Source organism: Streptomyces sp. TLI_171, assembly GCF_003610255.1.
Classification (GTDB): Bacteria; Actinomycetota; Actinomycetes; order Streptomycetales; family Streptomycetaceae; genus Kitasatospora.
The window spans coordinates 4,384,239-4,396,711 of record NZ_RAPS01000001.1; the positions used below are offsets into that span (position 1 = coordinate 4,384,239).

The following is a 12,473-nucleotide window of genomic DNA, read 5'->3' on the forward strand; positions in this document are numbered from 1 at the left end:
TCAGGTGGTCCAGACCGCATATGGAGAAAGCTACGGCGTGCACGGTGGCCCCTGCCGCAGGCGGCTGTCAACCGCTCCGAAAAGCGCGGGCATAGCGGTGCAGCGGACCGGGTTGTCACTTCGGTACGTCAGAATTGGCGGTGAGGACACCGAAGAACGGAGCCAGGGGCGATGTCAGGGCTGATCGACACCACTGAGATGTACCTCCGCACCATCCTGGAGCTGGAGGAGGAGGGCATCACCCCGATGCGCGCCCGGATCGCCGAGCGGCTGGAGCAGTCCGGCCCCACGGTGAGCCAGACGGTGGGCCGGATGGAACGCGACGGGCTGCTCCAGGTCGCCGAGGACCGGCACCTCGAACTGACCGGCGAAGGACGCAAGTTGGCCGTCCGGGTGATGCGCAAGCACCGGATCGCCGAATGCCTGCTGGTGGACGTCATCGGCCTGGAGTGGGAGCAGGTCCACGAGGAGGCCTGCCGCTGGGAGCACGTGATGAGCGAGACCGTCGAGCGCAAGGTGCTCGCGATGCTCGGCCACCCCACCCAGTCCCCGTACGGCAACCCGATCCCCGGCCTGGACGAGCTCGGTGACACCAAGGCCGAGGGCGAGGGCTTCGACGCCGGGCTGGTCACGCTGGAGGCGGTCGCCGCCAAGGACGGCACGGACGTGGTGGTGCGGCGGATCGGCGAGCCGATCCAGACCGACGGCGAGCTGATGCGCACCCTGCGCCGGGCTGGCGTGCGCCCCGGCGCCACCGTGCGGGTCGCGCCGGCGGCCGGCGGCGTGCTGGTCGGCAGCGGCGAGAACGCGGCCGAGCTGGGCAAGGACATCGCCGCGCACGTGTTCGTCGCCCAGCCGTAGCGCCGTTCGCTACCGCTCGCGGCGACCGCTCCGGAGACGCGCCTCGGGGCCCGGTGTCCCCACACCGGGCCCCGCGCGTTCCCTCCCCGTCCCCTCCGTCCCCCGCCGTCCCTCCCCTGCCGTGCCGGGCGCGACCCCCTGTGCCGCGCCCGGCTCCCTCCCGCTGCCGCATTCGGCTTCCCCGTCCGAACGCCCTCCCGGCAGCCCCCCACGCTCTCGGTCCGCCCGCTCCTTTCGCTCCGTTGGCCCCGTGCCGACGCTGAGGATGATCCCCTCGGCAACCGCGGCCAATCCTTGAGCGTTGTCACCCGATCGGTGGGCTTCCCGCGTTGACCTGCGGGTATGACCACCGGTTCCGGAAGATCGCGCTCCGGACGGCGGAGAACGGGCGTGGGCACGCGAACGGCGGGCCCGGCCTCCGGGTCGGGAGGCCGGGCCCGCCGCTGCCGCGCGGGGTGTCGCACGGCGACGCCCTCGCCGGATCGGCCGAGGGCACACTCGGGAGGTCAGCGCACGGCGGCGGCCGGGCGCTGAACGGGGCGCGGGGCGGAGGACTCCCGCCCGCAGGCGTAGGCCAGCGGGCTGACCAGCTCCATCGCGTCCGGCAGCCAGCGGTTCAGCGCGGACGGCGGCCGAGCCCACTGCGCCGAGGCGTACCCGCCGACCCGGGACGGCGGGGCCACCACCCAGTCGCCCTCGCCGCGCGCCACCAGGTCAAGCCGGTCCGCGGACCAGCCGATCTGGCGCAGCATGTCCGGCAGCTTGTCGACCACGCCGGGCAGCACCAGGAAGTGCAGCCGCCGCCCGCTGCGCCCCGGCGCGGCCGGGACCGCCACCACCGGGCCGAGCTGCAGCCCCATCCGCTCCATCCGGGCCAGCGCCAGGCAGCCCGCCACCTCGGGCACGTCCAGCACGTCGAAGGCCCGCCCGGTGGGCAGCAGGATCGACGCCTCCGGGTTCTCCGTCCACCACTTGCGGACCACGCCGGGCCCGGCGCTGGCCCTGCCCCGCCAGTCCGCCCCGACCGGGTGCGCGCCGGGCAGCGGGCACTGCGCCTCGCCGCACGAGCAGCGGGCCGGGCCCTCGCCGTCGACCAGCCACGTTCCCGGCGCCACCTCCCAGTGGCGGTCCTCGGCGTAGCGGACGGCTTCGAGCAGCAGCGGCGGCAGGTCCTGTTCGGGAGCTCCTGGGGTGTTGTCCACGTGCTGCACAACTACCGTCCGTGAGTGCGGGTTACGGGCCGCCGCGGAACGCTTCGAACGGGGCGCGCGATGTCACCCGGGACGGTGATCCTGGTCGGAACCCTCCGTCCGAGCAGGGGCGGTAACGGGCGCAGAGGGGGCGCACAGGGGCATTCACCAGGGCGCGTGGGGAGTGGGTACGTCACCGTGGGTATTCCGCATGGTGTTGCACAGTCGTCGCCCTCCGGTCGGGTCCGGACGGCGTTGGGGAGGCGGAAAAATCCCATGGCCGCGAGACCACTCGTCGCACGAGAGCCGAACGAGCGTCTGCAGCAGCTGATCCAGGAGGCGGGCTGCTCCAATGCGGGCCTCGCCCGCCGGGTCAACCTCTGCGGAGCAGAACACGGACTGGACCTGCGTTACGACAAGACCTCCGTCGCCCGCTGGCTGCGCGGGCAACAGCCACGCGGGCAGGCGCCCGCCGTCATCGCCGAGGCGCTCGGCCGCAAACTCGGCCGCGGCGTCACCGTGGACGAGATCGGCATGGCCGACGGCAAGAGCCTCAGCTCGGCGGTCGGCCTGCAGTTCGCGCCCAGCCTCGGCGCCGCGCTGGAGCAGATCTGCGAGCTCTGGCGCAGCGACGTCGGCAAGCGCGACTTCCTGGCCGGCGCCACCGTCGCCGCCTCCGCGCTGGTCGAACCCAGCCGGGACTGGCTGATCACCCCGCCCGACCCGGTGGTCGCCCGGACCGGCGGCACCAGGGTCGGCCTGGCCGACGTCGCCGCCATCCGGGCCACCACCCAGATGCTGGTCGACCTCGACCACCGGTTCGGCAGCGGCCACGTCCGCCCCGTCGTGGTGCACTACCTCAACAGCGTGGTCTCCGGCTTCCTCGGCGGCTCCTACCGCGACGAGACGGGACGTCAACTCTTCGGCGCGGTGGCCCGGCTGACCGAACTGGCCGGCTACATGGCCGTCGACACCGGACAGCCCGGCCTCGCCCAGCGGTACTACATCCAGGCGCTGCGCCTCGCCCAGGCCGCCGACGACCGCGGCTACGGCGGCTACGTCCTCGCCGCCTCGATGAGCCACCTCGCCGCGACCCTCGGCAACCCGCGGGAGATCGCCCAACTCGCCCGCGCCGCCCAGGAAGGCGCCCGCACCGTCGCCACCCCCACCGCGATGGCGATGTTCTACGCCGCCGAGGCCCGCGGCCACGCCCTGCTCGGCGACGCCTACGCCTGCGAGCACGTCGCCGCCAAGGCGCTCGCCGCGATGGAGCAGCGCAACCCCGTCGACGACCCCGACTGGATCGTGCACTTCGACGAGGCCTACCTGGCAGACGAACTGGCGCACTGTCACCGCGACCTGCAGCAGGGCGAACGGGCCGAGCACTACGCCCGCACCGCGCTCGAACTGCACCCCGCCCACCGGGTCCGCCGGCGCGCCGTCGACCTGGTGCTGCTCGCCACCGCCCAACTCCAGCAGCGCGACCTGGAACGCGCCTGCGAGACCGGCACCGAGGCGGTCCGGCTGCTCAGCGGACTGCGCTCCAACCGCGGCGTCGAGTACCTCGACGACTTCCGCAGCCGGCTCGAGCCGTACCGGGGCCACCGCGCCGTGCGCGAGTTCCACGCCCGGATGGACGGGGAGGCCGCGTAGCCGCCGCTCGATCGTGAAGCAATAGCACAGAACAGCAGCCCACGTAGTCACCTGTGCCGGTGAACCGGTAGCGTGGCCTCGCAGTTGTGGTCCGCCGTCAGCAACCCGGCGGGGCAACCGAAGGCCCGGGATCCCGGTGCCGTGCACAGGTGAGGAATCGCGTTGAGCCAGCGCCGCTCGTATCCCAACTCCGGCGACTTCAATCTGGACGACCTGTTCCGGCCGGAGCCCGCCGCGGACGGCCAGGGCGGACCGGCCCAGGCCGCGCAGCCCGCGCACGCCCAGCCGCAGCCGCCGCACGCCCCCGTCCCGCAGCAGCAGTCCGCGCCGCCGGTCGGCCAGAGCGGCAGCCCCGAGTACTGGGGCACCCCCCCGCAGCAGCCCGCCGCCGCCCCGCAGGCCGACAACGGCGCCACCCAGTACCTGCCGCCCTACCCCGCCGGCGACCCGTCGGTCGGCGGCCAGCAGCCCGGCTACGCCCCGCAGGCCGCCCAGCCGACCTACGGCGGCGGCGCCGGCTTCGGTGGGCAGCAGCCCGCCCAGCAGCAGCCCGGGTACGGCCAGCAGACCTTCGGGGGCGCGGGCGGCTACAGCGCGCCCCAGCAGCCCGCGTACACCCCCGCCGAGAGCGGCGGCCGCCGCAAGCCCGACCCGAAGATCCTGATCGGCGCGGGCGTGGCCGGCGCCGCCCTGATCGCCGTCCTGATCGGCGTGCTCGCCAGCGGCGGCGACGGGGGCAGCAAGGACAAGGCGAAGGACAAGGCCGCCGCCAGCCAGGCCGCCAGCGCTCCCGCCGGCGGCGGGAGCGGCGCGGTCACCCCCGAGATGAAGGCCCAGGCGCAGGCCATGTCCGACCTGCTCGGCACCGCCAGCGCCAGCCGCACCTCCGTCGTCAACGCCGTCACCGCCGTCGGCAAGTGCCAGACGCTGCCCGACGCGCAGGGCGCGCTCACCGCCGCCGCCGCGCAGCGGCAGGACCTGCTCAAGAAGCTCGGCGAGCTGAAGGTCGATCAGCTGCCGGACGGAGCGAAGCTGGTGACGCAGCTGCAGGCCGCCTGGCAGGCCTCCTCCAACGCCGACTCCGAGTACGCCCTCTGGGCCGGAGACCTGGTCGCCGCCTGCGACGCGGCCAAGGCCAAGGACAACGACCACTACCGCAACGGCAACACCGCGAGCGGCTCCGCCACCACCGCCAAGCAGCAGGCCGCGGAGCTGTGGGGCGCGATCGCGGGCAAGACGGGCCTGGCGAACAAGTCGGCCGCCGAACTCTGAACGCGTCCCTGGTGGTTGCCCTCCGGCGCGGCGCTCCCGCCCCTGGCGTTACGCCGGGGGCTTGTCGTTGGTGAGGACCCAGCGGACGTCGGTGAAGCCCTGGCGTTGTTCGACCAGGCGGCCGTTCCGGACCTGCTGGAAGGTGACGGAGGTGTTCACCAGGCGGGGGGAGTCGGCGGTGGGGAGCATGTTGGTGACGCCCCAGCTCAGGGGCGGGGTGGCGCCGGCGGTGTCGATGGGGTCGCCGCTGTCGAGGACGGTCTGCAGGGCCTTCGCGGTGATCGGCTTGGTCTTGTCGATGCGGCCGACGGCCTGCCGGAGGACCTCGTAGGCGACCCAGGTGGTCTGCACGCCGGGGTCGGAGACGTCGATGGTGGTGCCGTTGCCGTAGGTGCGGGCGGTGGCGCGCAGGGCGTCCCAGACGGCGGAGGACTCGGCGGGGAACCAGCCGGTGGCGTACGCGCCGCGGAGCGGGCCGCCGTCGCCGCCGGTGGAGTCGACCACGGACTGCTGGAAGGAGCCGATCACCGAGGCGAGCTGGGTGTTCCTGGGGTTGGCGCGGCGGTACGGGTCGAGCAGGTTGGCGGTGGGCTCCGCGCCGAGGGCGGAGAGCACGCAGTTGCCGGCCTTGTCGTCGCCGATGGCCTTGCGGGTGTAGGGCGAGTAGTCGTTGGACTTCTCGGGGGCCTTGATGTCGGTGACCTTGATGGCGGTCTGCTTGGCGGCGGAGCCGAGGTAGCTGACCAGCGCGTCGCCGGCCCGGGTGTCGGGGCGGATCAGGGATATCTGCTTGCAGCCGGCCTCGACGAGCTGGCGCCCGCTGCCCGCGACCAGGGCGGGCAGGCCGCCGTTGACCGGGTAGGAGAGCGGGCTGCTGAACTCCGGGGTGGAGAGGCCGTAGCCGCCGATGAACGGGATGCCGGCCTCTTCCAGGACGGGCATGAAATTGGTGCCGTACTGGCTGGCGGAGCCGACCACGGCTACCGCGTGGGCGTTCACGGCCTGGTCGGCGCAGGCGGTGGCGCCGTCGGTGGTGTCGTGCTCGTTGCAGGTGAGGATGCGGACCTTGCGGCCGTCGAGTCCGCCGTGGGCGTTGAGGTCGCGGCCGATGGCGTCGGCGAGCGCGGTCATGCCGGGCCGGTCGGCGGCGCCGGTGCCGGACGGGGCCCAGGTCATGACGGTGACTTCCTGGCCGGCGGCGTCGGCGGCGGCGGGGCCTCCACAGGCGGAGGCGGACAGCAGGGCGGGGAGGACCGCGGCGCCGGCGGCGAACGCGGCGGCGGTGCGGTGTCGGCGGCCGCTGACGGCGGGTGGCGGGTGGGGGGTTCCGTTCCGCGTCATGGTGCTTCGTTCCTCCCTGGACATGTTGCTTCGGGGTCCCGTGCTCCGTTGCGCAGGCTCGGCGGATCAAGGGTGGTCGGGCCCGCGCACGCCGAGAGGGACGCCATGTGAACGACTTGCCAACGGGGGAGGAACACGGAGCACTGACCAGCTGTGACGCGGGTAGAGGACGCGTGTGGAGGGCGGCCGGCCGGGGAACGTACGATCGTCTCCCGTGTCCGACAGCATGGATTCTCCGTATCGGTCTGCCCGAAACCCTTCTCGAACGGGCGGGCGCTCAAGCACGATGGGCGGCATGCCCCTGACTGATCTGCCCTGGTGGCGCTGGCGGGCCCGGATCCGCTCGGCGCTGCACATGTTCTCCGACCCCGGCTTCCAGGAGACGGCCTGGCTGAACGGCCGGGAAGGGTACGGCGACCTCACCGACGCCGTGTACCGGCTGGTCGAGGACACCTGGCTGGACCGCTGGTCGGCGGAGAAGTACGTCGGCTCGATCTTCCGGGACTCCGCGGAGGCGGTCGCGGTGGACGCCGCGGTGCTGCGGGTGCTGCGGATCCTGCACCAGGTCGGCGGGGACGCCCCGGCCGCGGTGTACCTGGGCCACCCGGACTGGCCGGAGGCGGTGCAGGCGGCCCGCGAGGCGCACCACCGGCTGGCCGTCAACGACGGCGACGACCCGGACCTCCCGCCCACCACGCTGGACGTGTTGCGGCAGCTGACCGCGCACGCCTGAGCGGCGGCCCCGCGGCGGGCGGTCTCGGGTGGCGGGCGGCTTTCCCGCCGTCGGTCGATCTGTGCCAGGCTGGGCCGTTGCCGTCCGCACCAGAGCCGAGAAACGGGGCCCCGCGAGCATGGAAGAGACCGCCCGCTCCCAGTACGTCCTCACGCTGTCCTGCCCCGACAAGCAGGGCATCGTCCACGCGGTCTCCAGCTACCTGTTCATGACGGGTTGCAACATCATCGACAGCCAGCAGTTCGGCGACTCCGGCACCGGCCTGTTCTTCATGCGGGTGCACTTCTCCGCGGAGGAGCCGGTGACGGCGGAGAAGCTGCGGGCGAGCTTCGCGGCGATCGGCGCCTCGTTCCGGATGGAGTGGCAGATCCACGAGTCCGCGGAGCGGATGCGGGTGCTGCTGATGGTCTCCAAGTTCGGGCACTGCCTGAACGACCTGCTGTTCCGCACCCGGATCGGCGCGCTGCCGGTGGAGATCGTCGGGGTGGTGTCCAACCACACCGACTTCCGGGAGCTGACCGAGTCGTACGGCATCCCGTTCCACCACCTCCCGGTGACCAAGGACACCAAGGCGCAGGCCGAGCAGCAGCTGCTCGACCTGGTCGCCGAGGAGCGGGTCGAACTGGTGGTGCTGGCCCGCTACATGCAGGTGCTCTCGGACGACCTGTGCAAGGCGCTGTCCGGACGGGTCATCAACATCCACCACTCCTTCCTGCCGAGCTTCAAGGGCGCCAAGCCGTACCACCAGGCGCACGTCCGCGGCGTGAAGCTGATCGGGGCGACGGCGCACTACGTCACCGCCGACCTGGACGAGGGTCCGATCATCGAGCAGGAGGTCGCCCGGGTCACCCACGACGTCACGCCCGAGCAGCTGGTGGCGCTCGGCCGGGACGTCGAGTGCCAGGCGCTGGCCCGCGCGGTGAAGTGGCACAGCGAGCGCCGGGTGCTGCTGAACGGCACCCGCACCGTGGTGTTCGCCTGACGTCCGGTCGGTCCCCGAGGCGCGCTCAGGTCCCTCTCCGCCCACGGCGTTCGAGTCGCGGTGGACATGTGTAGGAAGGGTTGTTCGCTCGTGGCGCGCCGGTGCCCGGCGGCCCCCTGGCGGTACGGTCTGGGATACCCGCGAGGGCGGTGCCGCCGACCGGTCGTGCGAACCCCGGCAGGGTGAGCGGGACAGTATGCCCTGCGGTGTCCCCCGAACGCTGGAATATGCCCGAAGCTCTTGCTGCGACCCGGTCGCGGAATCATTCTGGGGCGTATTCGTGTCGATGCCATGGGCAGTCCGGGTCGGTGCTCCGCGGTGCGGGGCCGACCGGACCGGCGGGATCAAGCGGGCCGAATACCGAGTGCGGGTGGTGGAGCGGTGCAGGTACTTCAGGTACAGCTGGCGGTCCAGGCGGAGCCGGCCGAGGTGTCACGGGCCCGGCGCTGGGTCCGGGCGCGGCTGCAGGCCGGCGGGATCGACCCGGACTCGTCGATCGCCGAGACCCTGGTGCTGGTGGTCTCCGAGCTGGTCACCAACGCGGTGGTGCACACCGGCTGCCCGGCGGTGCTGCGGCTGGTGCTGCCGGTCGACCCGGTCGACGCGCCCGTGCCGGTCCGGGTGGAGGTCGCCGACGCCAGCTGCACGGCCCCCGCGCCGCGGCACGCCGGGCCGGACGAGGACGCCACCAACGGCCGCGGCCTGGAGCTGGTCGACCTGCTCTGCGAGCGCTGGGGCTGGTACCCGGACGGCTCGGGCAAGCGGGTCTGGTGCGAGATCGGCTCCACCGCCGGGGTGTGCGAGCGGGCCGCGCAGCCGGTCGCCTCGGTGCGCTGAGCGCTCGTCAGGGGCGTCGCCGTACGCCGGTCGCGCGCTGTCCGCGCCTCGGATGATCCTTCTGAATTTCGGACAACCCATTGACGTGACGTATCCGACTGATCACTCTTGGGTGCGGCGCTCCGTTGCGAGGGGACGCCGAGGGAGACCGGGCGGTGCCGACACTCAGGGGGTCGTTGGCCGACTCCGCCCGGAACCTCGGCGAAATCGGGGCGCCCGGGCGTCACGGCTTCAGGGCCCGGACGCCGGTCTGGACGGCGGTCCGCCGTGCCGTGCTCGGGGTGCGCGCGGCGGACCGCCGTCCGGTCACCCTGCGGGCGGAGGCCGCATCGTGACCCAAAACCACTGGAAACCAGGAGTGGTCTACACCAAAACTGAGCTACGTGACCGCACCCGAACTGAAAACCGCCTCCACCCCGCGTGTCGGCACCGGCGCCGGACCCGCCATCTGGTCGGGCAACTTCCGGCTCTACTTCACCGCCCGCTCGGCCGGGCTGCTGAGCGACGCGATGCTCCCGGTGGCCGTCACCACCGGACTGCTGACCTCCCATCACGCCGGATCCACCGTCGGCTACGCGATGGCCTTCCTGCTCGCCCCGTTCGCCGGCCTGGTCCTGGTCGGCGGGGTGCTCGCCGACCGCTTCACCGCCCGCCGGCTGATGATCTTCGCGGACCTGCTCAACCTGGTCACCCGGGTGCTGCTCGCGGTGCTCTTCTTCCGCGGCATCGACCAGCTCTGGCAGCTGTACCTGCTGCTCGCGCTGGCCGGCACCGCCGCCGCCATGTTCCAGCCCGGCGCCGCCTCCACCGTCCCGCTGGTGGCCCGTGACGTGCAGGGCGCCAACGGCATCCTGCGCACCTCCGAGGCGCTCACCACACTGGCCGGGCCCCCGCTGGCCGGCCTGCTCGCCGCCGCCTCCACCGGCTGGGTGATGGTCATCGCCGGCGCGATGTACGCGATCAGCGCCAGCTGCCTGCTCACCCTGCGGCTCGGCCCGGTCCCCGCCCCGCCGCCCGGCGACAGCCTGTGGCGCAACCTGGTGGAGGGCTGGCACGAGTTCTGGTCCCGCAGCTGGATGTGGGGCGTCATCCTGATCTGGATGGTGTTCACGGTGCTCTCCTGGGGCCCGCTGAACCCGCTGATCGGCAACCTGGTGGTCCCCAAGTTCGGCGGCAGCGTCTACGGCGTGCTGAACGGCATGTTCGGCGCCGGCACCGTCATCGGCGGCCTGGCCGCGATCCGGCTCAAGCCCGCCCGGCCGCTCACCGCCGGCGCGCTGGCCCTGCTGGCCTTCCCCGTCCAGCAGTTCGCCTTCGTCTTCGACCTGCCCTGGCCGGTCCTCGGCGCCGCCCAGCTGGTCTCCGGCATCGGCATCAGCTTCTGGGGCGTCATGTGGGCCACCAGCGTGCAGACCCAGGTCCCGGGCGAGGTGCTGAACCGGATCCACGCCTACGAGGTGGCCGGCTCGGTCTGCATGTTCCCGATCGGCGCCGCGCTGTCCGGCCCCGCGAAGGAGGCCTTCGGCGCGCAGGCGATGCTGCTCGTCGGCGGCACCGTCACCCTGCTCACCGTCGCCGTGCTGCTGCTCAGCCCGCCGATCCGCAACCTGCGCCGGGTCGACACCGCCGGGCCGGTGGCCGCCGGGCACTGACCGGCCGTCCGCTCCCGACGGCAGGATCTCGGCGCATCATGGCAGCGAATCCCGTGGTGGGCGCGGGGCCCGGACCGGGAGACTCGGGCGGGTGAAGGAACTGGAACTCACCGCCGCACCCGCCGCCGACCCGGCCCCGCCCCGCCGCACCCCGCGCGTCCACTACGGCTGGATCGTGGTCGCGGTCTCCCTGGTCGTCCTGGTCGGCTCGGCCGGCTTCCGCTCCGCGCCCAGCCTGATGATGGACGCCCTGCACAACGAGTTCGGCTGGTCGCTCGCCACCATCTCCAGCGCGGTCTCCGTCAACCTCGCCCTGTACGGCCTCACCGCGCCGTTCGCCGCCGCCCTGATGGACCGCTTCGGCGTCCGCCTCGTGGTGGTCTGCGCGCTGCTCACCATCTCCACCGGCGCCGGGCTCACCGTCCTGATGACGCAGCCCTGGCAGCTGATCCTCTGCTGGGGCGTGCTGGTCGGCCTCGGCAGCGGCTCGATGGCCGGGGCCTTCGCCACCACCATCTCCGGCCGCTGGTTCCAGGCCCGGCAGGGCCTGGTCACCGGCGTGCTCACCGCCGCCGGCGCGGCCGGCAACCTGGTCTTCATGCCGCTGCTGGCCGCGCTGGTCGAACAGCACGGCTGGCGCACCGCGGTGGTGGTGGTCTCGCTCTCGGCCACCGCCGTGGCCGTCCCGGTCCTGCTGCTGATGCGCGAACGCCCCGCCGACCTCGGCCTGTTGCCCTACGGCGCGACCGAGGCCCCGGCGCCGCCGCGGACCGACGGCTCCGCGGTGGCCCGCTCGCTGCGGGTGCTCCGCGACGCGACGCGCAGCCGCGCGTTCTGGCTGCTCTCCGCCTCGTTCGCGATCTGCGGCGCCACCACCGTCGGCCTGGTCGGCACCCACTTCATCAAGGCCGCCCACGACCACGGCATGCCGGAGACCACCAGCGCCTCGCTGCTCGCGCTGATCGGCGTCTTCGACATCGCCGGCACCATCGCCAGCGGCTGGTTCACCGACCGCTTCGACTCCACCTGGCTGCTGATCACCTACTACGCGCTGCGCGGACTCTCGCTGGTCTTCCTGCCGGCCCTGTTCGACGACAGCCTGCGGCCGCCGATCCTGGCCTTCGTGATCTTCTACGGCCTGGACTGGGTCGCGACCGTCCCGCCCACCGTGGCGCTCTGCCGCCGCCACTTCGGCGAGGACGCCCCCATCGTCTTCGGCTGGGTGCTGGCCGCCCACCAGCTCGGCGCGGCCGCGGTGGCCGGCCTGGCCGGGCTCGCCCGCGACCGCTTCGGCGACTACGACGCCACCTGGTACGCGGCGGGCGCGCTGTGCGCGGTCGCGGTCGCCTGCTGCTTCGCCCTGCGCGGTGGCCGGACGCCGGTGGCCACCGCCTAGGCTCTGGCCCATGAGCCTGCGCTTCGAACTGGACCCCGAGCTGACCCCCGCGCTCCGGGAGGAGATCACCGGGCTGTGGACGGACGTGTCCAACGCCGGCGGCGCGGTCGGGTTCGTGCCGCCGGTGACGGCCGCGGAGGTCCGGCCGGTGGCGGACCGGCAGTTCGCGGCGCTGGCGCCGGACCGGCTGCTGGTCGGGTTCGAACCGGGCGGGCGGCTCGCCGCGGTGGTGTTCTTCGAGGACATGCGGTTCGGGCTGATGGACCACTGGCGGCTGCTGAAGCGCGTCATGGTGCACCCCGACTTCCAGGGCCGCGGCTACGGCGCCGAGTTGCTGGCGGAGGCCGAGCGGGTGGCCCGCAGCTGGGGCCTGGCCGGCCTGCGGCTGACCCTGCGCGGCGGGCACGGGCTGGAGAAGTTCTACGGCCGCAGCGGGTACGTGGAGGTCGGCCGGGTGCCGGGGGCGATCCGGGTGGGCCCCGGGGACGACCGGGACGACGTCACCATGTGGCTCGACCTGCGGGCCTGAGCGGCCGGTTGCGACGGGGGAGCGCGG

General features: G+C 73.3%; 11 protein-coding genes. 9 read left to right on the forward strand and 2 right to left on the reverse strand.

Features of this window, described 5'->3' with window-relative positions:
* Positions 1 to 171 precede the first annotated feature (171 nt).
* On the forward strand, positions 172 to 861 hold the full coding sequence (locus BX266_RS20100) for a metal-dependent transcriptional regulator (protein ID WP_099901752.1): 690 nt from the start codon (positions 172 to 174) through the stop codon (positions 859 to 861).
* Positions 862 to 1,367: 506 nt separating this feature from the next.
* Here the strand turns inward: BX266_RS20100 and BX266_RS20105 are convergent.
* Positions 1,368 to 2,072, reverse strand: coding sequence for a bifunctional DNA primase/polymerase (locus tag BX266_RS20105; protein ID WP_099901754.1), 705 nt, complete (start codon positions 2,070 to 2,072; stop codon positions 1,368 to 1,370).
* A gap of 255 nt (positions 2,073 to 2,327) precedes the next feature.
* Between BX266_RS20105 and BX266_RS20110 the strand changes: the two genes are divergently transcribed.
* Together BX266_RS20110 and BX266_RS20115 are read left to right on the forward strand one after the other, a co-directional pair.
* A complete protein-coding gene (locus tag BX266_RS20110; RefSeq protein ID WP_099901756.1) occupies positions 2,328 to 3,704 on the forward strand; it encodes a transcriptional regulator in 1,377 nt (458 codons plus the stop codon).
* A 162-nt stretch (positions 3,705 to 3,866) separates the two neighbouring features.
* On the forward strand, positions 3,867 to 4,976 hold the full coding sequence (locus tag BX266_RS20115) for a hypothetical protein (RefSeq protein WP_099901758.1): 1,110 nt from the start codon (positions 3,867 to 3,869) through the stop codon (positions 4,974 to 4,976).
* 48 nt (positions 4,977 to 5,024) lie between these two features.
* Here BX266_RS20115 and BX266_RS20120 read toward each other — a convergent pair whose 3' ends face one another.
* Positions 5,025 to 6,317, reverse strand: coding sequence for an ABC transporter substrate-binding protein (locus BX266_RS20120; protein WP_180290545.1), 1,293 nt, complete (start codon positions 6,315 to 6,317; stop codon positions 5,025 to 5,027).
* 226 nt (positions 6,318 to 6,543) lie between these two features.
* Here BX266_RS20120 and BX266_RS20125 point away from each other — a divergent pair, with 226 nt between their 5' ends.
* The 6 genes from BX266_RS20125 to BX266_RS20155 all read left to right on the forward strand — a co-directional run bounded on the left by BX266_RS20125 (position 6,544) and on the right by BX266_RS20155 (position 12,446).
* A complete protein-coding gene (locus BX266_RS20125; protein ID WP_099908092.1) occupies positions 6,544 to 7,050 on the forward strand; it encodes an SCO4402 family protein in 507 nt (168 codons plus the stop codon).
* Positions 7,051 to 7,168: 118 nt separating this feature from the next.
* Positions 7,169 to 8,032 (forward strand): formyltetrahydrofolate deformylase, encoded by an 864-nt coding sequence (gene purU, locus BX266_RS20130; protein ID WP_099901762.1) that lies wholly within the window; start codon positions 7,169 to 7,171, stop codon positions 8,030 to 8,032.
* 381 nt (positions 8,033 to 8,413) lie between these two features.
* Positions 8,414 to 8,869 carry an anti-sigma regulatory factor gene (locus BX266_RS20135; protein WP_099901764.1) on the forward strand — a complete coding sequence of 152 codons (456 nt, stop codon included), beginning with the start codon at positions 8,414 to 8,416 and terminating at the stop codon, positions 8,867 to 8,869.
* Between the two features lie 383 nt (positions 8,870 to 9,252).
* Positions 9,253 to 10,521, forward strand: coding sequence for an MFS transporter (locus BX266_RS20145; protein WP_259464771.1), 1,269 nt, complete (start codon positions 9,253 to 9,255; stop codon positions 10,519 to 10,521).
* A gap of 91 nt (positions 10,522 to 10,612) precedes the next feature.
* Positions 10,613 to 11,917, forward strand: a complete 1,305-nt coding sequence (locus tag BX266_RS20150) for an MFS transporter (protein ID WP_099901767.1) — start codon at positions 10,613 to 10,615, stop codon at positions 11,915 to 11,917.
* A 10-nt stretch (positions 11,918 to 11,927) separates the two neighbouring features.
* Positions 11,928 to 12,446, forward strand: coding sequence for a GNAT family N-acetyltransferase (locus BX266_RS20155; protein ID WP_099901768.1), 519 nt, complete (start codon positions 11,928 to 11,930; stop codon positions 12,444 to 12,446).
* Positions 12,447 to 12,473 lie beyond the last annotated feature (27 nt).